This window comes from Noviherbaspirillum sp., assembly GCF_035627455.1.
Lineage (GTDB): Bacteria > Pseudomonadota > Gammaproteobacteria > Burkholderiales > Burkholderiaceae_D > Noviherbaspirillum.
The window spans coordinates 14,551-37,098 of sequence record NZ_DASPLS010000022.1 but is presented as its reverse complement, the minus strand read 5'-3'; the positions used below and the strand labels follow the sequence as shown (position 1 = coordinate 37,098).

General features: G+C 64.1%; 20 protein-coding genes. 7 read left to right on the top strand and 13 right to left on the bottom strand.

Going from position 1 to position 22,548, the window contains the following annotated elements; genetic code table 11:
• Positions 1-64: 64 nt before the first annotated feature.
• The 7 genes from VEC01_RS04205 to VEC01_RS04175 all read right to left on the bottom strand — a co-directional run bounded on the left by VEC01_RS04205 (position 65) and on the right by VEC01_RS04175 (position 9,476).
• Positions 65-418, bottom strand: coding sequence for a CZB domain-containing protein (locus tag VEC01_RS04205; RefSeq protein ID WP_324899067.1), 354 nt, complete (start codon positions 416-418; stop codon positions 65-67).
• A 156-nt stretch (positions 419-574) separates the two neighbouring features.
• A complete protein-coding gene (locus tag VEC01_RS04200) occupies positions 575-1,861 on the bottom strand; it encodes an O-acetylhomoserine aminocarboxypropyltransferase/cysteine synthase family protein (RefSeq protein ID WP_324899065.1) in 1,287 nt (428 codons plus the stop codon).
• 220 nt (positions 1,862-2,081) lie between these two features.
• A complete protein-coding gene (locus tag VEC01_RS04195; RefSeq protein ID WP_324899063.1) occupies positions 2,082-3,896 on the bottom strand; it encodes a 4Fe-4S binding protein in 1,815 nt (604 codons plus the stop codon).
• 266 nt (positions 3,897-4,162) lie between these two features.
• A complete protein-coding gene (locus tag VEC01_RS04190) occupies positions 4,163-5,005 on the bottom strand; it encodes a dienelactone hydrolase family protein (protein WP_324899062.1) in 843 nt (280 codons plus the stop codon).
• Between the two features lie 620 nt (positions 5,006-5,625).
• Positions 5,626-7,359 (bottom strand): methyl-accepting chemotaxis protein, encoded by a 1,734-nt coding sequence (locus tag VEC01_RS04185; RefSeq protein ID WP_324899060.1) that lies wholly within the window; start codon positions 7,357-7,359, stop codon positions 5,626-5,628.
• Between the two features lie 19 nt (positions 7,360-7,378).
• Complete coding sequence (locus VEC01_RS04180; protein WP_324899058.1) at positions 7,379-7,849, bottom strand: chemotaxis protein CheW; 471 nt, start codon at positions 7,847-7,849, stop codon at positions 7,379-7,381.
• A 37-nt stretch (positions 7,850-7,886) separates the two neighbouring features.
• Positions 7,887-9,476: a methyl-accepting chemotaxis protein gene (locus VEC01_RS04175; protein ID WP_324899056.1), complete on the bottom strand. Its 1,590-nt coding sequence runs from the start codon at positions 9,474-9,476 to the stop codon at positions 7,887-7,889.
• 317 nt (positions 9,477-9,793) lie between these two features.
• Here VEC01_RS04175 and VEC01_RS04170 point away from each other — a divergent pair, with 317 nt between their 5' ends.
• The 5 genes from VEC01_RS04170 (at position 9,794) to VEC01_RS04150 (ending at position 14,098) form a co-directional block, all read left to right on the top strand.
• Positions 9,794-11,413, top strand: a complete 1,620-nt coding sequence (locus VEC01_RS04170) for an MASE3 domain-containing protein (protein ID WP_324899054.1) — start codon at positions 9,794-9,796, stop codon at positions 11,411-11,413.
• Positions 11,410-11,835: a response regulator gene (locus VEC01_RS04165; protein WP_324899052.1), complete on the top strand. Its 426-nt coding sequence runs from the start codon at positions 11,410-11,412 to the stop codon at positions 11,833-11,835. The genes VEC01_RS04170 and VEC01_RS04165 overlap by 4 nt, the downstream gene beginning before the upstream one ends.
• Positions 11,835-12,929: a hybrid sensor histidine kinase/response regulator gene (locus tag VEC01_RS04160; RefSeq protein WP_324899051.1), complete on the top strand. Its 1,095-nt coding sequence runs from the start codon at positions 11,835-11,837 to the stop codon at positions 12,927-12,929. Before VEC01_RS04165 ends, VEC01_RS04160 begins: the two co-directional genes overlap by 1 nt.
• Positions 12,926-13,579, top strand: coding sequence for a response regulator transcription factor (locus VEC01_RS04155; RefSeq protein WP_324899049.1), 654 nt, complete (start codon positions 12,926-12,928; stop codon positions 13,577-13,579). The genes VEC01_RS04160 and VEC01_RS04155 overlap by 4 nt, the downstream gene beginning before the upstream one ends.
• Positions 13,580-13,717: 138 nt before the next feature.
• Entirely contained in the window at positions 13,718-14,098 is a 381-nt protein-coding gene (locus VEC01_RS04150; RefSeq protein ID WP_324899047.1) for a response regulator, read from the top strand.
• A gap of 164 nt (positions 14,099-14,262) precedes the next feature.
• Here VEC01_RS04150 and VEC01_RS04145 read toward each other — a convergent pair whose 3' ends face one another.
• Positions 14,263-17,043, bottom strand: coding sequence for an RHS repeat-associated core domain-containing protein (locus tag VEC01_RS04145; RefSeq protein WP_324899046.1), 2,781 nt, complete (start codon positions 17,041-17,043; stop codon positions 14,263-14,265).
• Positions 17,044-17,358: 315 nt separating this feature from the next.
• On the opposite strand from VEC01_RS04145, the gene VEC01_RS04140 reads away from it, so the two are divergent.
• On the top strand, positions 17,359-18,588 hold the full coding sequence (locus VEC01_RS04140) for a DEAD/DEAH box helicase (protein ID WP_324899044.1): 1,230 nt from the start codon (positions 17,359-17,361) through the stop codon (positions 18,586-18,588).
• Positions 18,585-18,989 carry an alternative ribosome rescue aminoacyl-tRNA hydrolase ArfB gene (gene arfB / locus VEC01_RS04135; RefSeq protein WP_324899043.1) on the top strand — a complete coding sequence of 135 codons (405 nt, stop codon included), beginning with the start codon at positions 18,585-18,587 and terminating at the stop codon, positions 18,987-18,989. The genes VEC01_RS04140 and arfB overlap by 4 nt, the downstream gene beginning before the upstream one ends.
• A 60-nt stretch (positions 18,990-19,049) precedes the next feature.
• On the opposite strand, the gene VEC01_RS04130 is transcribed toward arfB, so the two are convergent.
• The 5 genes from VEC01_RS04130 to gdhA all read right to left on the bottom strand — a co-directional run bounded on the left by VEC01_RS04130 (position 19,050) and on the right by gdhA (position 22,448).
• Entirely contained in the window at positions 19,050-19,247 is a 198-nt protein-coding gene (locus VEC01_RS04130; RefSeq protein ID WP_324899041.1) for a hypothetical protein, read from the bottom strand.
• A 203-nt stretch (positions 19,248-19,450) separates the two neighbouring features.
• Complete coding sequence (locus VEC01_RS04125; RefSeq protein WP_324899039.1) at positions 19,451-19,702, bottom strand: hypothetical protein; 252 nt, start codon at positions 19,700-19,702, stop codon at positions 19,451-19,453.
• 13 nt (positions 19,703-19,715) lie between these two features.
• A complete protein-coding gene (locus VEC01_RS04120; RefSeq protein WP_324899038.1) occupies positions 19,716-20,111 on the bottom strand; it encodes a rhodanese-like domain-containing protein in 396 nt (131 codons plus the stop codon).
• 179 nt (positions 20,112-20,290) lie between these two features.
• Positions 20,291-20,887 (bottom strand): isoprenylcysteine carboxylmethyltransferase family protein, encoded by a 597-nt coding sequence (locus VEC01_RS04115; protein WP_324899036.1) that lies wholly within the window; start codon positions 20,885-20,887, stop codon positions 20,291-20,293.
• Positions 20,888-21,104: 217 nt separating this feature from the next.
• A complete protein-coding gene (gene gdhA, locus VEC01_RS04110) occupies positions 21,105-22,448 on the bottom strand; it encodes an NADP-specific glutamate dehydrogenase (protein WP_324899034.1) in 1,344 nt (447 codons plus the stop codon).
• Positions 22,449-22,548: the final 100 nt, after the last annotated feature.

The window sequence follows — 22,548 nt, the reverse complement described above, 5'->3', positions numbered from 1 at the left end:
GGCGGTTCGATTCGACGGCGCAGTGCGGCTGGCGGCGGCGCGCAGTGCGCCGCGCACGATCCGGTTACAGCCTTGCGTCCGCCTTCAACTGCCGCACGGCCGCCACCATGTTGACAAAGGCGCGGGTGCAAGGGGTGCCGTTGCCCAGCATCGCCTTGGCCTGGTCGTATTCGCCGAGGTTGATCTGGCGCACCACCTTTTCCACTTCCGCATGGAAGGCCGCATGCGCGTCGACCGCGGGCTGGAAGCTCTTCACAAACGGGAACTTGCGCTCGCCCTCGCCGTGCAGCCAGTCGCCCAGCATGCAGCCGTCCAGCTTGCCTGCCGACTTCGGGTCGAGCTGATGCTGGCTGGCGATCGCCGCAAGCATCCGGGTCCGCAGTTCTCCTTCCTTCGCGAGTGCTTCTTCGAGATTCATGATGGTTTTCCTGTTATTTTGATATGGCCCCGCCTGGCGTCGACCGCGGGCCGTGCTTGTGTGCTTGTGCGCACGCGGCGGCGCAGGCCGCCGCGTGCGATTTCATCATAACAGGGTCACCACCCGATGTTAAGCCGGGGCAAGCCCCGGCCGGCCTCAGGCCGCCGCGAGCGCGCGGTCGAGGTCTTCGATCAGGTCATCCACATGCTCGATGCCGACCGACAGCCGCAGCATGTCTTCCGACACGCCGGCCTTCGCCAGTTCTTCCGGATTGAGCTGGCGGTGCGTGGTGGATGCCGGATGCGTGGCCAGCGACTTGGCGTCGCCGATGTTGACCAGGCGGGTGAACAGCTGCAGCGCGTCGAGCACGCGCGCGCCGGCAGCGCGCGGGTCGGCCTTGTCCGCGGTCTTCAGCCCGAAGGACAGGATGCCGGAAGCGCGGCCGCCCAGGTACTTCTTCACCAGCGGATAGTCGGCATGGTCTTCCAGGCCGGCATAGTTGACCCAGGCAATCTTCGGATGGCGGGAGAGGTATTGCGCGATGCGCTGCGCGTTGTCGCAGATGCGTTCCATGCGCAGCGCCAGCGTCTCGATGCCCTGCAGGATCAGGAAGGCATTCATCGGCGCGATCGCCGCGCCCATGTTGCGCAGCGGGACCACGCGCGCGCGGCCGATGTAGGCGGCGGCGCCGAGCGCTTCGGTATAAACCACGCCGTGGTAGGACACGTCAGGCTCGTTCAGGCGCTTGAAGCGTTCCTTGTGCTCGGCCCAGGGGAACTTGCCGCTGTCGACGATCGCGCCGCCGACGCTGTTGCCATGGCCGCCGAGGTACTTGGTCAGCGAATGCACCACGATGTCGGCGCCGTGCTCGAACGGGCGGCACAGGTAGGGGCTGGGCACGGTGTTGTCGACGATCAGCGGGATGCCGTGCGCGTGCGCGATATCGGCCAGCTTCGCGAAGTCGGTGACGTTACCGAGCGGGTTGCCGATCGATTCGCAGAAGATTGCCTTGGTGCGGCCGTCGATCAGCGGCGCGAAGGTTTCCGGCTTGCGCGGATCGGCGAAGCGCACCTCGATGCCGATCTGCGGGAAGGTGTGCGCGAACAGGTTGTAGGTGCCTCCATACAGGGTGGAAGCGGACACGATGTTGTCGCCGGCCTCGGCGATGGTCTGGATCGCATAGGTGATCGCGGCCATGCCGGATGCCAGCGCGAGCGCGCCGACGCCGCCTTCGAGCGCGGCGATGCGCTTTTCCAGCACGTCCTGGGTCGGGTTCATGATGCGGGTGTAGATGTTGCCCGCGACCTTCAGGTCGAACAGGTCGGCGCCGTGCTGCGCATTGTCGAAGGAATAAGCCACGGTCTGGTAGACCGGGACGGCGACCGCCTTGGTGGTCGGGTCCGGGGAATAGCCGGCATGGACGGCAAGGGTTTCGAGTTTCATTGTTATGGGCCCTGGGATGGTTGATTTGCAAGGGCCGCGCGGCGTTGCACCGCGCGGCGGGAAACGACCTTGCGATTATAGGGGCCGGGTTGTCGCTACGACAAATGCGAATTGCTCATATCCTTAGTCCGTTGCGGCACGCGCGGCTGTCGGCGCCGTCCTGACTTGTAAAGACGGAAGAACAACCGTCAAGGACAGCAGGGCGTGCAGACCGGCGGCATTAAAACCGCATCTCCATCCCCTGCGCCATCAGCCACAGGTTGAACGCGGTGATCGCGCCGACGAAAGCCAGCACCGGCAGCAGGCGCAATGCGACCGCGCCGCGGCTGCCGGCCAGCTGGCCGCGGCCGCGGTTGCGCACGATCTGCACTGCCAGCCAGAAACCGAGCACCATCAGGCCGGCCTGCAGCGTGTACATCAATTCGTCGGGGAAGATCGGGCTCATCATCTGGTTGTGCTTGTCCATCGACGACACCGGCCCCAGCCCGATGCCAAGCGGATTGAGCAGCAGCGCGAACAGGTCAGCGCTCTCGCGCGAGATATGGTCGAGGTTGTGCGCGAGGTGGTAGACGAAGGCCAGCGGCAGCGCGGAAAAGGAAAACGCGGTAAACAAGCCGCGGTAGGACGTCGCACGCCGCGCAGCGAGCCAGCTCACGCCGACCAGCGCCGCATACACCACGCCCACTGCCGCGAAACTGCCGAGCATCGCCAGCGTGAAGCTCATGTACGGCGCCCCGCTCTCGCCGATGAAGCCCGCGACGGCGACGATCCAGTCGCGCCAGAACGGCATCATGGTCAGACCGTGGAAGATGGTGATCCCGAGCAGCAGCAGCATGAACCATGCACCGTCCCACTGCGGCCGCGCCTGGTCCTTCGCCTCGCTGCCCATCGGGCGCAGCTGCCACGACACGTTCTGGTGCGGGCAGCTCTGCATGCAGCTGCCGCAGGACAGGCAGTTGGTGTTCTGCGAGAAGCGTCCGACCACCAGGTGCGTCGGGCAGGGATCGATTTCCTTCGAGCCGTTGTAGCACTCCAGCGTTTTGCAGGAATCGCAGGTCTTCTGGTCGACCGGCCGTACCGCGACCGGCGCCAGGCGCGCATAGTAGCCGAGGGTGCGGCCCACCGGGCACACATAACGGCAGAAGGCCTTGCGCTCGAACAGCCACTGGAACAGCAGCGACAGCCCGAGCATCACCAACGCCATCAGCGCGGTCGCGAACGGCTTGGAGGTGACGCCGATGCCGGTCTCCAGCCAGGTCAGGCCGATGAACATCAGCAGCGCGAGCCACACGTTCTGCAGCCAGCGCGGCACCTTGCCGTTGCGGCCCGGATGCGGGTTCGCGCGCTTCCACAGCTTGCGGCGGATCAGCCAGTTCGACAAGGTATTCCACGGGCAGATCGCGCACCAGGCGGTGCCGAGGAAGAACACCGATACCACTACCAGCGGCCACCACAGGTTCCATACCAGCGCGGTCGCGAGGTTGTGCTCGGGGTAGACGGTGCCGAACAGGCCGGCGACGACCACCATGATGAAGACCGCCACCGACACGATCTTGATCGCCAGCAGCGGATAGGGACTGCGGTTGAGGAAGCGCACGAACGGGCCGACCAATGGCAGGGTCGCAAGGTTGGCGGTGCGCGGTTCCTTCTCGGAAGGCAGCTTCGCGCACAGGCTCCACAGCGCGATCGCCAGCATCGCCAGCGCCGCGGGCAGGATCCACTCTCCCGGCAGGCCGGGGTGGAGCATGGTCATTTCTTCATGCGCTTCGGCTCCTGAATCGGTGGCGTCGTCGGCCGGAGCGGCATGGCCGGCGTGGGCCGACTGCGCGTCCGGGTCCGCGCTTGCAGGATTGCCGTGCCCGTGGTGCGGGTCGTCCGTGGCTGCGGCGGGAGCTTGGGCGGGCGCTGCGCCCTTTGCAGGCGCGTGCTGCTTCCCGGCGGCCGCGGGCACCTCCTCGAGGCCGCCATGGGCGTATGCGGGCGCGGTGACGGTCTGCGCGAGCAGCAGCATCGCGGCGAAGAGGAGGTTTTTCATGATGGGGATTGCCGTATGCAGTTCGGGGCGTGGACGCTCTACCAGTCCGGAACTTGTTCCTGAAAATATTTCCCTGTTTGGATTAGTTTATCCCAGGCAAGTTCCGATGCCTGCGCGAAGTAAGGAAACCCATATTCCAGATCAAGCGGGCGTCCTTTAGGCCGAACGCCTGGCATGTTCCGATGACACCGGGCCAGCGCTCGACGCACGCATCGAGCGTCGTCGGCGAAAAGTGCAGACGCCGCCGCCCGTTGATGATGTGGAATTTACTTCGGCATCGCGTCGTTCAAGAAGCGGATCAGGTCCTCTATACCCGCCGCAGTCGTTTCCCCGCTCGCGACGTTACGGTTTATGCAGCCCCGGCCCTTGCATGCTGGTTTGGCATAGAATTCGCTGCTTACCTGGTCCCAGCCGTGGGTCGCATTGTCGAACACCTTGACCGAAAATTTCGCTTGTTGATCGACGGGCAAGCTCTTGACCATCGTGTCACAGGCCTTCGGATCGCGATCGTCATAATCATCATTTGCACCTGCGTAGATCCTGATCGGGGCGCTGCCATACCTCTCGTAAACGGTGCTCGGGATGCCCGGAGTCGACGGTTTCTGGGCGTTGAAATGGGAGACGAAATAGCAGACCGGGTACATCGGGGCCGCTGCCGCAAAATGCTGCCCCCCGCCGAATGCCTGCTCAGCCCATTCCGTGGCCGACAGCAGCGCGACCAATCCGCCGTAGCTGCCGCCCATGACGGCGATGCGTTTATTGTCGACGTCCGGCAAACCCGACAAGTACTTGAGGGCGCCGTACACATGGGGCACGTAGACAGAGGGGCGCTGGGCAGCGCCGGACGCGTAGTAGAACATGACAACCTCGAGAGTGACGAAACCTCGTTCGCTAAGCGCGTTCGCATACTGGTTTGTCTGGGTCTTCTGGAACCCGCCGCCATGATGTAGCAGGACAACGGCGGGCGCCTTTCCGGTTACCGCAGGCCTTGTGAGAACGGCCTCGACCGTGGTTCCGCCGCCGGCGGACGGGAAATTAACGGTCTCCGACGCGAACGCTGCCGTGGAGAAGAAGCCCAGCAGCATCGCGAATGCACGAACATGTTTCATCAGCACCTCTATGTAGTTGTTTGTCGTTGTTGTCGGTCTCCCGGAGCACCGCAGCGGCGGCAGCCGCCCCGATCGGGAAAATCAGTTTTAAGGCTGCAACGGTACAGATCCGGCTCCGCAATTGTGCCTGATAAAGAGCGGCGTTAGCCCGATTGAATCTGTCTTTCAGATCAGTCGTCTGTTCCGGCACGGCGGTCACGCCTATGCTTACCGTAAACGAGACTTCACCGAAGAGCAGCCAGGGGATAACCCGCTATCATGCATCTGATCCGTTCTGCAACGAGCATCGATGTTCGCATTCGGAAGCAGCACGGATAGCGGCTTGCCCGCTCTCTGCGTGCGCGACAGCTCGTTCTTGAAAATCCCGGGGCTCAAGCGCTGCCCGGCGGCGATAGAGGCTGGTGTTTGACGGTTGGGGCGAGTTGCGCCGGAGGGGAAGCACGGAGGGCAGCGACGCGTCGCTTGGTGGCGCGCGCTTCATCAAAGCGGGCGGGAGGCGGCCATGAAGGCCGCCAGCGGATCGAGGGGCTGTACCCGGATGCGTCTTCATCCGGCATATGCGCCGCGGCGCGCGCTTCCGGCCCCGTCCCGGCAATCGATGCCGGGACGGGACAGGTGCATCAGAACTCGCCCCAATCCTCGCCGGCTGCCTGCGTTGCCAGTGCCAGGCGGCGCCGTTCCAGCGCGCGCACGGGTTGCCTGGTGACGGCCGGCGCGAAACGGGCATCCGGGACGCGGGCCGGTTGCGGCGCCGGATCGCTCGCCGCCGGCGCCGACAGCTTGAACACGCTGACCGTGCGCGCCAGCCGGGCAGCCTGGTCCTGCAAGGATTCGGAAGCGGCGGCCGCCTCCTCGACCAGTGCGGCGTTCTGCTGGGTTACCTGGTCCATTTGCGAAATCGCCTGGTTGATCTGGTCGATGCCGGCGCTCTGCTCCTGGCTCGCGGCCTGGATCTCGGCCATGATGTCGGTCACCCGCCCGATGCTGTCGACGATGTCGTTCATCGTCGCGCCGGCCTGGTCCACCAGCTTGCCGCCGGTCTCCACCTTCTCGACCGAGTCGACGATCAGCGCCTTGATTTCCTTCGCGGCCGCGGCAGAGCGCTGCGCCAGGTTGCGCACTTCCGACGCCACCACCGCAAAGCCCCTGCCCTGCTCGCCCGCGCGTGCCGCTTCCACCGCGGCATTCAGCGCCAGGATGTTGGTCTGGAATGCAATGCCGTCGATGACGGTGATGATGTCTGCGATCTTCTTCGACGATTCGTTGATCGCCCCCATCGTCGCGACCACCTCGCCTACGACGGTGCCGCCCCTGCTGGCGACCTCGGACGCGGATACCGCGAGCGCATTGGCCTGGCGAGCATTGTCGGCGTTCTGTTTCACGGTGGTGGTCAGCTCCTCCATCGACGACGCGGTCTCTTCCAGCGAGCTGGCCTGCTCTTCGGTGCGCGATGACAGGTCGGTGTTGCCGACGGCGATCTGCGACGAGGCGGTGGCGATGGTTTCGGTGCCGGCGCGCACGTCGCCGACGATCTTGACCAGGTTGTCATTCATGTCCTTCAGCGCCTTGAGCAGCTGGCCGGTTTCCTCGGTCGTCGTTACCTCGATGCGGCTGGTCAGGTCACCGGACGCTACCGTTTGCGCCACTTTGACCGCGGCGTCGATCGGACGCGTGATGCTCGCGGTGACATAGGTTGCAACTGCGACCGCGGCGACCACGGCGGCGATCGCGACGACCAGCATCACCAGCCCGGCCTGCGACACGGTGCGCACGCCGTTCTCCACGCTCTTTTCGGCGACCTCCTGATTCAACTGGACGATCTTGTTGAGCGTCTCTTCGGATTTCGAAAAGAGCGGCACCGAGGTGTCGTATTGGGCAAAGAACCTGGAAAACAGCTCTTTCTGCGCCTGCTCGCTGGTGCTCCGCGCGAGTGCCTCGATGGTCGCAGCGATGTCGGCATCGGCGCGCTTCCACGCTTCCCATTCCGCCACGAACTGCTTCCACAGCACTGCCTCCTCATCCGTCTGCGGCAGCGGTTCGTATTGCCGCCAGCCCGCATCGGCATTGGCCCACGCCTTCCTGCGCAGTTCGATCACCTCGGCAAACTGCTTCTGCGCGCTGTAATTGTTTTCGTAGATCGCGGCGGTCAGGTTGGCCGCCTTCAACGCCGTCTGGGCTTCGCTCAGTGTCAGCAAGCCGTTCACCGACGGCAGGCGGACCCGGCCGACCTCTTCCATGTCGTTGCCTACCTTGTATATGCCGACATAGCCGGTCATGCCCAGCACGCCCATGGCCAGCAGCAGCACGGTGACAAGTGTGAACAGCTTGTGTTTGATCGCGAGATTCTTGAACATGGTGATTCCCCTTGATGGATTACGCCGCGAGTTTTTTTGCGAGGCCAAGCTCGCTGGCGAGAAGCTTGTCGATGTCGACGAGGATGAGCATGCGTTCGCCGACCGTCCCGAGGCCGCAGATGTAGTCCGCATGGATGGCCGACGTCATCTCCGGCGCCGGCTTGACCTGGTCGCCGGCGAGCGCGACGACATCGGACACCGCATCGACGACGATGCCGACCACCGTGTCCTGCACGCGCAGGATGATGACGACGGTGAACTGGTCGTAGCTGGGCGCGCTGAGCCGGAAGCGGATGCGCATGTCGATGATCGGCACGATCTCGCCGCGCAGGTTGATCACGCCCTTCAGGAAATCCGGCGCGTTCGCGATCGCCGTGGTCGCTTCATACCCGCGTATTTCCTGCACCTTCAGGATGTCGATCCCGTATTCCTCTTTCCCGAGCCGGAAAGTCAACACTTCGGAACGGGCGCCGTTCGGGCTGGATGTCATCGAATTCTCCTCATTCATCGGTTTTCCCTTTTGGTTGCTAATTTCGCGCAGGCCCGCGGACCTGGCGCGTCGCCGAAGGCAGCTTGAAGACGGAAATGGCTTGCGCGAGCTTCGATGCCTGCTGCTCGAGCCCGGCGGCGGCCGATGCCGCGTCCTGCACCATCGCGGCATTGCGCTGGGTCATCTCGTCCAGGTGCGCCACCGCCTGGTTCACCTGGCTCACGCCCTGGCTTTGCTCGCTGCTGGCCACCTTGATTTCGCCCATGATGCGGCTGACGTCTTTAACCGATTCGAGGATGCGCTGCATCGTGCCCCCCGCTTCGGCGACGAGTTGTTCCCCGGCATCGATCTTTTCCGCCGAGCTCGTGATCAGCGCGCGGATCTGCCTGGCCGCGGTGCCCGACTTTTCGGCCAGCGCGCGCACTTCCGCCGCGACCACCGCAAATCCCTTGCCCTGCTCTCCTGCCCGCGCGGCTTCCACGGCGGCATTGAGTGCGAGGATGTTGGTCTGGAATGCGATGCCGTCGATCAGTCCGAGGATATTGGCGATCTCGCTCGACACCCGGCTGATTTCCGCCATCGTCGTGCCTACCCGGTTGACGGCATCCTTGCCTGCCTCGGCGACGGACGACGCCGAGGTGGCAAGCCGGTCGGCCTGCTCGGCGCTGCCGGCGTTCTGCTTGACGGTGCTGGCGAATTCTTCCAGGCTCGCCGCAGTTTCTTCCAGGCTGGATGCCTGGGTTTCGGTGCGGGCCGCCAAATCCACATTGCCCTCGGCCAGCGCGTGCGTTTCGCTGCGGATGGAGTCGACGTTGCGCCGTACGTCGCCGATGACGGCGACGAGGTTGACGTTCATTTGCTGCAGCGCGCGCAGGAGTTCCCCGATCTCGTCATGGCGCCGCGCTGCGAACGTGCTGGTGAGGTCGCCGCCGGCAATCGCACTTGCGACCACGGTGGCCTCACGCAAAGGCTGGAAAACGGTTTGACGGAGCGTGAACCACAGCCACGCCAGCGTGCCGGCGCCCGCCGCCGCTGCCGGCGCGCCCCAGCCGCCCTGCATGCCGGGCCAGGTCGATGCCGCCCCGAGCGCGATGAACAACAGCATGGGCAGGCCAAGCAGCACACCCGCGCGCATCCGGATCGGCATGTTGCGAAGGCGCTCGCCCCATCCTCCCAGTCCGGTTTTCACGATTTCGCCGCGGCGCACGGCCAGTCCTTGTGCCTGTCCCTGCCTGAGGCGGCGATAGGCCGCATCGGCCGCCTCGACCTGCGCGCGCGTCGGCTTTGTCCGCACCGACATGTAGGCTACCGTCTTGCCGTTCTCTTTCACCGGCGTGACGTTTGCGTACACCCAGTAGTGGTCGCCGTTCTTGCGCCGGTTCTTCACCAGTCCGGTCCATTGCCTGCCGCGCTTGAGGTTGTTCCACATGTCCGCGAATGCCTCCGGCGGCATGTCGGGGTGGCGCACGATGTTTTGCGGCGCGCCCAGCAGCTCGTCTTCACCGAAGCCGCTCACTTCGACGAAATAGGGGTTGACGTAGGTGATCCTGCCCTTGAGGTCGGTTTTCGACACGATCGACTCACCGTCCCGAAGCGGATACTCGACATTGGTAACGGGCATGTTCATGCGCATGGTTGCTATCCCTGCTAGGTGGTTGAGGGCGGCGGGCCTCCGTCTTTCCGGCCATGGTCTGAACAGCGACAAGAGGCCCGCGTCCGTCCGAATTCCTCGGCATGCGAAATCATGCATTCGGGAAACTTTTGCGGAAATCGGCGCTTCCTTAAGTTGCGGTGGGAAGACATGTAACGGCGGTAGGAGGAGTCCTACGGCCGGCAAGCGAGCGGGAAAGGGAATATGTTGGCTTGGACAAGATTTCAGATTGGCAATATCATTACCATAAAGTAATTATGGTTATTAACTGATCATCCAAGCGAGCCAACTCAATGCCTCAGGGATACGCGGTAAGGACCTACCCGCTGCACCGCTTACAGCAGCTTCTGGGGCTGCTCACCCTCGCGTTCCTTGCTGCGCGTTTCTCCCCGACGTTTCAGCTCCTGCAGGGCGTGCATGTGATGCCGCTTTGGCTGCATAACTTCGTGGAGATGTTTTCCACCGCCGTCGCGCTGCTGATGTTCGGCGTGGTATGGAATGCGTACAGCCGCGAACGGTCGGGCAACATGGTCTTCCTCGGCTGCGCTTTCCTCGCCGTCGGCCTGATCGACTTCGCGCACCTGCTGTCCTACAAGGGAATGCCGGACTTCATCACGCCGGCAAGCCCGCAGAAGGCGATCTCGTTCTGGCTGGCGGAGCGCGCCGTCGCCGCCGGCGCGCTGCTCGCGGTCGCGCTGCGCCCATGGCGCCCGCTTTCGGACAGCCGGCGCCGCTACATTCTCCTTGCCGGCAGCCTCGCGCTCACCGCCTTCGTCTACTGGGCCGGCCTGTTCCACCCCGACGCCTGGCCGGTATTCTTTGTCGACGGCGCCGGCCTGACCGACGCCAAGATCCTGGCCGAATACGCCACCATCCTGGTGCTCGGCGCCGCCGCCCTGCTCTTCCATCGCAGCGCGCGGCGCGCCGACCCTGCTTTTGACGCCGGCAGCCTGTTCGCTGTCGCCGTCATCAGCATCCTGAGCGGCTTGTGCTTCACTTCCTACACCGGGGTGAACGACGTGTTCAACCTGCTTGGACATGTGTTCAAGATCGTCGCCTACCTGTTTCTTTACCGCGCCGCGTTCGTGGCCTGCGTGCGCGAGCCGTTCCGCAAGATGCATGTCGAGATCGGGGAACGAAAGCTGGCCGAAGAAGCGCTGCGCGAGCTCAACCAATCCCTCGAACAGCGCGTCGCGCAGCGCACCGTGCAGCTGGAACTGGCGAACAAGGAGCTGGAAGCGTTCAGCTATTCCGTCTCGCACGACCTGCGCGCGCCGCTGCGCGCCATCGACGGCTTCAGCCAGATCCTGCACAAGAATTACATGGAACACCTGGACGACAAGGGCCGCGACTACCTGGCGCGGGTGCGCCGGGCCAGCCAGCGCATGGGCGAGTTGATCGACGACATGCTCCTGCTGGCACAACTGAGCCGCAAGGAAGTCAGCCGCCAGCAGGTCGACATCAGCGCGCTGGCCCGCGCCGTGCTCGACGAACTGAAGCAGGCTTCGCCGGAGCGCCGGGTCGAAACCCGCGTCGCCGACGGCATGGCGGTCGACGCCGACCCGAAGCTGATCCGCATCGTGCTCGAAAACCTGCTCGGCAATGCGTGGAAATTCACCGGCAAGACCGCCGATGCGCGCATCGAGGTCGGCCGCGCCGACCGCGACGGCATGTGCGCAATCTTCGTGCGCGACAACGGCGCCGGCTTCAGCATGGCGTATGCGCACAAGCTGTTCGGCCCCTTCCAGCGCCTGCATGCGGCCAGCGAGTTCGAGGGTTCCGGCATCGGCCTGGCCACCGTACAGCGCATCATCCAGCGCCACGGCGGGCGGGTCTGGGCCGAGGGCCGGGAAGGCGAAGGGGCGACGTTCTATTTTTGCTGCGACACGCAGACGGGAGAAGCGGTGCAATGAACAAGAAGATGGTGATCCTGCTGGTCGAGGACAACCCGGACGACGAGGAACTCACGCGGCTGGCGTTCGAGGAGAGCCGGCTGCTGAACGAAGTCGTGGTCGCGCGTGACGGGCAGGAGGCGATCGACTACCTGTTCGATCCGCGGCACGAGCTGCCGAACCTGATGCTGCTCGATCTGAAGTTGCCGAAAGTCGACGGCCTGGAGGTGCTCAAGCGCGTTCGCGAGCATCCGCGCACGCGCATCCTGCCGGTCGTCATGCTGACCACGTCGAAGGAAGAAAGCGACCTGATCGCCAGCTACCAGCTGGGATGCAACAGCTATATCCGCAAGCCGGTCGAATTCAAGGAATTCATTGATGCGGTACGCCAGCTCGGCATGTACTGGCTGGTGCTGAACGAACCTCCACCGATCTGGAACTGATGCCACCCCCTACCCTGCACCTGCTGCACGTCGAGGACAATGCCGACGACGCCGACCTGCTGCGCGCGGAACTGGAAGCGGCCGGGCTCGAACTGCGCTACACCCGGGTCGAGACCGCTGCCGCGATACAGGAAGCGCTCGCGACCGGGCGCTGCGATGCCGTGGTCACCGATTTCAACCTGCCGTCGTTCGATGCCTACGGCGTGCTCGGCCTGCTCCGCGAGAGCGGGCGCGACATCCCCCTGATCGTCGTTTCCGGATTCATCGGCGAGATGGAAGCGGTCGCCCTGATGAAGGCCGGCGCCAACGACTACGTGATGAAGGACAACCTGGCCCGGCTCGCGCCGGCGATCATGCGGGAAATCGAAGAGGCGGCGCTGCGGGAGCAGCGGCGGCAGGCGCAACGCGACCTCGAAGAGTCGCAGCGCCAGCTGCAGGAACTGTCGGCCTTCCTGCAGCAGGTCCGGGAAGAAGAGCGCACGCGCATCGCCCGCGAACTGCATGACGAGCTGGGCCAGGCACTCACCGCGCTCAGGATCGACCTGAACTGGCTGGACGAGAAGCTGCCGGCGCGGGATCAAAAGATCAGCGACAAGCTTGCCGCGATGGCGGCGCTGCTGAACCGTACCGTCGACGCGATCCGCCGCATTTCGGAAGACCTGCGCCCGGGCATGCTCGACGACCTGGGACTGGCCGCCGCCATCGAGCACCATGCCGCGAAGTTTGCCGAGCAGACCGGGATCCGCTGCGACCTCGCGATGAACCGCGACCATTTCGACCTCGACGACCAGGCCGCCACCGCGCTGTTCCGCGTCCTCCAGGAGTCGCTCACCAACGTCGCCCGCCACTCCGGCGCGACCGAGGTGACGATACGACTGCAAGAGCTCGACAATGAGATCCTGCTGATCGTCAAGGACAACGGCTGCGGCCTCCCTGAACCTTGTCCGGGCAGGAAGAAGACGTACGGACTGCTCGGCATGAATGAGCGCATGAAGCTCCTGGGCGGGATGCTCGACATCTCCAGCAATCCGGGCAACGGCACCCGCGTCGAGGCCAGCATCCCCGTGCGCGGCACATCCAAGGAAACAAGATGATCAAGATCCTGATAGCCGACGACCACACCATCCTGCGCGACGGATTGAAGCAGATCCTTTCCGAATGCAGCGACATGCGCGTGACGGGAGAAGCCGACAACGGCTTCGACGCGCTGTCCCGGATCCGGTCGGAACACTTCGATGTCGTCGTGCTCGACATGGCCATGCCCGGTAAGAGCGGCATCGACCTGCTTAAGCAGATCAAGACGGAACAGCCGAAGCTGCCCGTGCTGGTGCTGAGCATGCAGAAGGAAGACCAGTACGCGGTGCGTTCGCTCAAGGCGGGCGCCGCCGGCTACCTGTGCAAGGACAGCGCGTCGGCCGACCTGGTCAGGGCGATTCGCAAGGTCGCGTCCGGCGGCCTCTTCATCAGCCCGGCGGTCGCCGAAAGCCTCGCGCTCGGGCTGACCAGCAACCGGGAAGAGGCGCCGCATACCCTGTTGACGGACCGCGAGTACCAGGTGTTCCAGATGATCGCATCCGGAATGGGGGTCACCGCGGTCGGCGACACGCTGAACCTGAGCGTCAAGACCATCAGCACGCACAAGACCCGCATCATGCAGAAGATGAACTTCTCGAACAATGCCGACCTGATCCGCTATGCGATCAGGCACGGCCTGGTCGATGAAAACCGCGAAGTGGAAAGCTGATGCGCCGCCTGCCTTGCCGATTGTCGGAATCCTCCTATGGCCGCTTCGCCTCCTCCCACCGCAGGATAAGGCTTCGCCGATTGTCAATACAGCCCGGATAGGACACCATGGCAGCGCGATATCTTGCTAACGCCTGTCATGAAAGTATTCCTGGTCGAGGACTCGAAGCTCATATTGGAACATCTGCGCGACATGCTGTCGGCGTGCGAGGGCGTTCAGCTTGCGGGGGAAGCGGACACCGAGCAGGACGCGATGGGCGGCATTGCGGAAACCCGGCCGGACCTGGTGATCCTCGACCTGTCGCTCGCCCACGGCAGCGGGCTGGAAGTGCTGCGGCAGACCAGGCAGTCGTTGCCCGCGACCGCGGTGGTCGTGCTGTCGAACCGGGTGGGTCCGCAGTATGAACGACGCTGCCTGGCGCTGGGCGCGGAACGGTTTCTCGACAAGACACGCGACTTCGGACGGCTGAGGACAGTCGTCGAAGCGTTTGCACGGCGCCTGGTGCAGGGATCGGAATGAACGGCGACGTGGGCCCGCAGCGGGCGCAGGGATGCGCACACGCAGCATTTCGCAAGCATGTGGTCCGCAAGGCGCCTACCCCTCTCCCCTCGGATGAAGAATGCGGCTCCCGTCCGTCCGGCGCAAGCGAGGCATGCTCCAGACATCACGGAGCACATGTCCATTCATGTGCTTCGCCCGATCGCCTGCAGGTATATTCTCGCGATCTGCCTGTCCTGCATCTTCTTGACGATATTCAGATCAACAGTTCCACGGGACGTATGGCAAGCTGTCACGACGTTATTTTCCCAGGTGACATCGCCGTGAAAAAATCCGTGCTCAGCTCTTAATTGCCCGCCAAATGCGCGTACATCGGGAAATTGCTTTGGTTGTCGACTGACCTGTTCCATGAACGCATGCAGATTTTTCTTTTCCTGAAAGAAGAAATCCCTATTTCCTGTTTCCATGTCAATGGCAGGCCCGCAAGAATGTTGTTGCCTGACACGGGCCGACTTGTCTCCATTCATGAAGTAAAGTGTCGGCAAAGTGTCAGGTATCGTGGTTGCAAAGACCAGGTATTTCGCTTGAAAAATATCCGGCACCTGCTCTGGAAACCGCTGCATTGACGTCGCTGCGTGCCACATTATCTCGACAGCGCGATATCCTTCATCGGACTCAAAGTTGTGTCTGACATCTCCCCACGCCCAGTTCATCAGAATCACCCGCGTTTTCACGTCCGGTACCTGGGCAAGGATTCTGCCCAGATCTACTTCCTTGCCGTCCCGCAGGAGGTTCAGTGGAACCGGCTGCCTCCGCACGCCCTTTTCTTCAACGGCTGACGTTCCCTCCCGGGGCTTGTTTGTCTTGCGGGTGACCGGTCTTTGCAGCGGCGGCTCCTGGTAGTCGGGTGCCTGCCACGGAAAATCTTCCCACATCAAGCCCATCTTGTCCCGGTAGGTAAGCGGATTCCCGCCAGTCATTTGATACCAATTCAGTCTGCTCCCTTGGAATTCCGAAGGATCGGGGTTGGGCCACCGCATCATGTCGGGCATGTAGGAACGGAAACCGTAAAAGGCGAGGCCGCTGTCGTCCCTTTCTTCCCCCGAGTACTGCCTCGTCTTGGTCGCCAACCCACCCTGGGCGGAGAGATCGTCCGCGGCGCTGACGGCCAGGCCGCCGTATGGATAGAAGATCTGGCAGCTGTCGACGTCGCCTGAGTCATCCAGCTCGGTCAGGCAGGAATCGATCCGGTCGCCCAACGTGTAGAAACTGCGGGTTACCGGTGCGCCGCCGGCTTGCAGGATTCCGCTCTGGATGCGCAATTGCTGCGCATGCCCCAGGCTGATGCGCAGTTCCTGGTAATCGCATTGCACGTTCGCGTTGCTGACTGTCTCGCCGTCGTAACCGATGCCGACATCCGGGTCGGACTGTGTGTAACTTGTGCGCCGCTCTGCATCGCCGAGGCAGGTCACGGTCGTGAGCCGGGTGACAAGCCCGCGCGCGTCGGTCGTGATGCTGACCTTGCGGCTGCGTGCGCTGCCGTCGGCATTATGGACGCTGTACTCGATGACGGTCGCTTCCTCGTCATCGGGCGACGGATAGCTGGTACGGGTGATCTGATTGCGATAGTCCCAGGTGATGGCGCCGAGGTTCGCATTCTTCAACTGGTTTCCGCATGCGTCGAAGAGTCCTTGCTGGAGGAAGAACGCGTCGTCGATATAGGTGCCGTCGCCGGTGCCGCCCAATATTTGGTAATAGGCGCCGGAAATGGACCGGTTGGAACCGGACGATACCTTCATGTCGGCGCTGCAAGCGCTGCTCAACATGCCGTTGCAGTAGTGGATCAACGAGGTGATATTGCCGCCATCGTCATGCATGTAGAACTGCTGATAAGGAACAAGGGAGCTGCCGGCATCGAATCCGATGGCCTGGTTGAGCTTGTTGCCGGGAGAACCGTCGACCGGGCTTGCAGCCGGGCACTGCATGCCGTTGGCGCGCAACAAGCGGTAGAGCGCATCATAGGCATACGTCGACACCGCGACCCTGTCCTCCCGGAACACGGTGGCGGGATACGCGTCCTGGAGCGCGAGCACATTGCCGGCCGGGTCGAAGACATAGCGCATGTCCTGCAGCCGCCCGGGATCGTCGCTGCCATCGATCCATCCGCCGCCGGACGCGCGCGCCGCGCCGGCCGCAGGCGTGCTGGTGCTTGCATAGCGCTGCGTCGCCTGCCAGGTCCTGGGATCGTAACGGAACGCGGCCGTGAACAGCGTGCTGCCCGCATCACCGTTGTCCGTGCCTTTGGCAAGGGACAGGATCTGCCCCCTGGCGTTCTGGGTGAACACCCCTAGGCAACGCGTTCCATTCGCCGAGACCGTATCCGGCAGGCCGCTCGGCAGGTAGGCCGAGCGCAGCTGATTGCCCTGCAGATCGACCGCTTCGAGGCCGCGCCCGAAGGCATCGTAGCGCTGCAGGGCGGCGCTGTAGCCCTGCGACTGCAGCCCCGCCTGTTCCGGCACGCCGTCACTCAAGGGCGGCACATCGACGACGGGCATGCCGTCGTCGCTGCCGGCATAGTCGAGGGAAAGATAACGGACGGCAGCACAGGGCTCGCCGGCCAGGGTGACACCTTGCACGTCAAGGTAGCCATCCTGGGAAAAGGATTGCCAGGTTCTCCCGCGCAAGTTGAGCGCCTGCGCGTCCTCCAGGGACATGCCGTCGCCATAGGCAACGCGGGATGCCACGGTGGCACCCGGGCTACCGCGTCGGGAAATGCCGGTGGAAACGAGGCGGTGGACGACATCGAAAGAATGCGTATCGACGAAGCCGCGGGCGTTGCAGCCGAACCAGCGGCGGCCGAGCGCGTCGGGCAAGCCAAGTTGCAGGCCGCCGTCGACATGCTGCCGTTGCAGGATGCCGCCGGTAACGGCGTGGGAAAAGGAGGCCGAGAGCAGCGGTGTCGTCATGTGAATGCGATCCAAAACCAGCAATCATGCCGACGCGGCGGTGTAACGCTAATACTGCATTTGCAGTATATTGCCCGCGCGCCGCGCGAAGGCAGACAGGCTGCACATTCCAGCGACTCCCCCTCGCCGTCCCGCGCTGCAGGGACAGGGGCGACGGCCAATTACCCCGACAAGCGCCGCGTCCGTTGCGGATCGCTCATGCTTGCGGGTGAAATTGGTGACACAGACCCTATTTGCAGCATCCGCTTCGCGCACAGCCGCTTTCCGGCGCACGAAGCGCTACACTCTGACTTTATTCCCCCCTTCCGCATCCCGATGACGTTTTCTTCCCTCGGCCTGGCCGATCCCCTGCTGCGTGCACTCGAGGCGCTCGAATACAAAACACCGACGCCGGTGCAAATGCAAACGATCCCCGCGATCCTTGCCGGGCGCGACGTGATGGCGGCGGCCCAGACCGGCACCGGAAAGACTGCCGGCTTTGCCCTTCCCCTGTTGCAGCGCCTGTCGACGCAAGGCCCGCAGGCCGCAAGCAATGCGGTACGCGCAGTCGTGCTGGTTCCCACGCGCGAGCTGGCGGTGCAGGTGTACGAGAGCATTCGCGCCTATGGCCGGCACCTGCCCTTGCGCGCTGCGGTAGCCTATGGCGGCGTCAGCATCAACCCGCAGATGATGAAGCTGCGCAAAGGCCTGGACGTTCTCGTGGCCACGCCGGGGCGCTTGCTCGACCTGCATGGCAAGAACGCGGTCAGGTTCACGCAACTGCAGACGCTGGTGCTGGACGAGGCCGACCGCATGCTGGACCTCGGCTTCTCGCGCGAGCTGAATGCCTTGCTGGCGTTGCTGCCGAAACAACGGCAGACCCTGCTGTTCTCCGCGACCTTCTCCGATCCGATCCGTGCCCTCGCCGCCATCCTGCTGGCAGACCCGCTGTGCATCGACACCAGCCCGCGCAACACCACCGCGGCCGGCGTCAGGCACTGGATGGTCCCGGTCGACAAGAAACGGAAGGCAGAACTGTTCCTCCATCTGCTGCAAAGGCATGGCTGGGGGCAGGTGCTGGTCTTCGTCAAGACGCGGGTCGGCGTGGAGCAGCTGGTCGACGCGCTGGCGATGGAACGCTATCAGGCCGACGCCATCCACGGCGACAAGCCGCAGCCTGCCCGGTTGCGCGCGCTGCAACGCTTCAAGGCGGGCGACGTGCAGCTGCTGGTCGCGACTGACGTCGCCGCGCGCGGTCTGGACATCGACGACCTGCCGCATGTCGTCAACTTCGACCTGCCCATCGTCGCACAGGACTATATCCACCGGATCGGCCGCACCGGCCGCGCGGGCGCAACCGGGGAGGCGGTTTCCCTGGTGTGCGCGGATGAAGTGCAACAGCTCGCGGCGATCGAGGCATTGATCGGGCAAACCTTGCGGCGCGTCGACGAGCCGGGCTTCGAGCCGGACCATCGCGTTCCCGTCACCGACGCCGCCGGACGGGTGCTGAAAAAGCCGAAGAAACCGAAAAAGCCCAAGGCGGGAAAGGCAACGGCGCCCACATGAGCCGCGCGCCTGTCATTCACCCGCACGAGGTGGAGTTCAGCGCCATTCGCGCCCAGGGCGCCGGCGGGCAGAACGTCAACAAGGTCTCCAGCGCAATCCACCTGCGTTTCGACATCCGCGCGTCGTCGCTGCCCGAGCCGGTCAAGGAGCGCTTGCTTGGCCTGAACGACCAGCGGATCACGAGGGACGGCATCGTGGTCATCAAGGCGCAGACCCACCGCAGCCAGGAAAAAAACAAGGAAGAGGCGCTGCAGCGCCTGCACGAGCTGGTCGCCAGCGTTTCCGTGTTGCCGCGCACGCGCCGGCCGACGAAGCCGACCCGCAGCGCGCAGCGCAAGCGCCTTGAAAAGAAGACCATCCGTGGCCAGATCAAGGCCATGCGCGGGAAAGTCCCGGACTAAGGATGCATTCCCGTGGGGGGCTTCCGAGAACGCGCCGGAACGGGGCCGGCTAGCGCCCGCTCACGCCAGGGCCGCCTTCGCCGCTTCCTCCGGCGTCAAGCCGTCATAGAACATGTCGGTGAACCACTCGACCTGTTCCTCGATATGCTCCTGCGCCTGCGCGAGCGTCGCGCCGCCTTTTACGAGAAATCCTTCCACCTCGGTACACCACCGGATCAGCGCCTCTGTTTCCGGATCCAGCTTTTCTTTCTTTGCCATGGCATTTCCCGTTCGGCTTTCATGACTGCCCATCATAATGCAGGTTGACCTGTGCGGGTATGGCATCGGTCATCCATGACAAAGCCTTTTACTGATTGAAAGATCTGGTGTCGCGAAGACTGGCGCATTGTCAGCGAGTGCAGCAGCAGGAAAAGCTGCCCGGCGCCTCTCCGCAGAGGAAAACGCCTTGCCCTCAACGCGTATCAGCCGACCTTCGGCAAGCGTTCCAGCGCCGCCCGGATCTCCTCTTCCGGATACGCATAATCCTGCAGGCTGCCGGAAAAGCAGGAGTCACGGGCGCCCATGTCGAAATGCCCGTGGCCGTACAGGTTGATGAACAGCGTCTTCGCTTCCCCGGTCTCCTTGCAGCGCCTGGCCTCGCCGATCACCGCGGCGATCGCGTGGCTCGATTCCGGCGCCGGGATGATGCCTTCGGTGCGCGCGAACCACGCCACGGTTTTTACCGGTTTATTTCTTCTCCACCGGCAGGCCGGCCTTTTCCCATGCGAGCATGCCGCCCTGCACGTTGTGTACGTTCCTGAAGCCCTGCTGCGCGAGAATGCCGGACGCCTGCGCGGAACGATTGCCGGAACGGCAGATGACGACGACCGGCTTGTTTTGATGCGCGCCGATTTCGCCGAGGCGGTTTTTCAGCTGGCCGAGCGGGATCAGCGTGCTGCCGGGCGCATGGCCGGCGTCGTATTCGCTCTGCTCGCGCACGTCGAGCAGCAGCGCGCCCTGCCTTGCCATCGCCTGCCCCTGCTGCACGTCGACGGTGCCGAAGTCGGCGGCGAAGGACACCATGCAGCAGGCGGACAAGCCGCCCGCGAGGAGGGATTGGATTACCGTACGCCGTGTTTGCATCGCAGCCGCCTTGTCGTGTTGACGCGCGCCGCCGCAAGGCGTCTTCGCGCGTGATCGGATAACTAAAAGTGCCCTGCCTCGCATGAGGATCGTCCTAGTCTATTGACCAGGAACAGGAAGACGCTTGATTCAAGTCAAATTATGCGAATGGCAGGGTCTGCAAAGCGGCGGCGATCCGGTCAGAGCCAGCGCCGCGTGGTACGCATGTAGTCCGCATACGCGGCGCCGTGCTGTTTCGCAAGAAACTCTTCCTCCAGCCGCACCTGGAACTGGATGAACACGTCGGCCGCGAGCGCGGCGGCAACCGTGACCGCATTCGGGCGCAGCAGCACCAGGCTCAGCAAGCTGAAGCGCATGCCGAGGAAGACCGGATTGCGCGACCAGGCGAACACGCCGCCGGTGACCAGCTCCGTGCGGTTCTTGCGGTCGAGGCCGATGCGCCACGACATACCCATCTGGTACTGCGCGGCCACCGTCCACGCCAGCGAGGCGCTCAGGCCGGCCCAGCCCGCCGCAGCCACGAGCGGGTGCGCCAGCCACGGCAGCACGCCGAGGAGCCGGTCGGCGTCGGCCCAGAACGCCTGCGCCAGCACATAGGCCGCAAGCGCCAGCAGCACCAGCCGGAAGCCGGACGTGACGAAGCCGTGCGCATCGTCGCCGGAAGGCAGCACGTAGGGATTGACGCCGGTCCGGCGCCAGACGCGCACCGACGGCCAGACGAAGGCGGCGCCGAGGTAGGCCAGGAACAGGAAGGCAAGCAGCTGACGTTCCATCATCGTTCTCCTTTCACGTATGCCGTCATTACAATCCCTGTAGTAACTACAGGGTCAAGCATGATCCGGGAGGGGAGGCAAAGCGATGCACGGAAAGCGGCCGGCGACTGGCTGCCGGCGGCGCGCAGCCAGCCGCAGAAAATGCAAAACGGCGTCGACGGAAAAAGAAAGCCTCCGCCCGGGCAACGTCGCCGCGCCCGGGAAGGCTGGCGGCGACAAGCTAGATCACGCCCTGCGCAAGCATGGCATCGGCGACTTTGACAAAGCCCGCGATGTTGGCGCCGTCCACGTAGCTCAACCGTCCGTCGTCGCGCCTGCCGTATTCGAGGCAGGCTGCATGGATGCCCCGCATGATCTGCAGCAGGCGCGCATCGACTTCTTCGCGCGGCCAGGACATGCGCTCTGCATTCTGGCTCATCTCCAGGCCGGAGGTCGCCACGCCGCCGGCATTGCTGGCCTTGCCCGGCGCATACAGCACGCCGGCGGCTTCGAATGCCTTTGCCGCGTCGATGGTGGAAGGCATGTTCGCGCCTTCGGCCACGCACAGCACGCCGTTCGAAATGAGGGTGTCGGCATCCCTGGCATCCAGCTCGTTCTGCGTCGCGCAGGGCAGGGCGATATCGACCGGAACATGCCACGGGCGGACCCCGGCTTCGAAGCGCGCGCCGGTGCGGTCGGCGTAGTCGCGGACGCGGCCGTACAGGTGGTTCTTCACCTCCATCAGGATCGCGAGCTTTTCCGGAGTGAATCCGTCTTCGTCGATGATGGTGCCGCTGGAGTCGGAGACGGTGACGACCTTGGCGCCCAGGGCCATCGCCTTTTCCACCGCGTATTGCGCCACATTGCCGGAACCGGACACGCTCACGCGCATGCCGTCGAAGGAGCGGCCGCGCGTCTTGAGCATTTCATCGGCGAAGTACACGGTGCCATAGCCGGTCGCTTCCGGGCGGATCAGCGAACCGCCGAAGCTCAGCCCCTTGCCGGTGAAGACGCAGTCGGCGCGGTTGCTCAGCTTTTTCATCATGCCGGCCATGAAGCCGACCTCACGGCCGCCGACGCCGATATCGCCGGCCGGCACATCGGTGTCGGCGCCGACGTGGCGGAACAGTTCGGTCACGAACGCCTGGCAGAAGCGCATCACTTCCCCGGGGCTCTTGCCTTTCGGGTCGAAGTCGGAGCCGCCCTTGCCGCCGCCCATCGGCAGCGTGGTGAGCGCGTTCTTGAAGGTCTGCTCGAACGCCAGGAACTTCAGCACCGACAGGTTGACCGACGGATGGAAGCGGATGCCGCCCTTGTACGGGCCGATCGCCATGCTGTGCTGGATGCGGTAGCCGCGGTTGACCTGCACCTGCCCATGGTCGTCCACCCAGGAGACGCGGAACATGACCACGCGCTCCGGCTCGACCAGCCGGTCGAGCAGGCCCTGCTCGGCGTATTTCGGGTGCCGCTCGATGTAGGGCCAAAGGCTTTCCATGACCTCGCTGACGGCTTGCAGGAACTCGGGCTGGCCGGGGTTGCGGTCGGCGACATGTTGCAGGTACTGATGAACGGAAGTGTATTTCATGGCAGTGTCAGCGGTAGTGGGCAGGTTGCAGGTCGCACCATTTTCGCCCACATTTCGGTTTTGGTGCACGCCGGCGCCTCGGGCTGGTGCAAAAAAGATG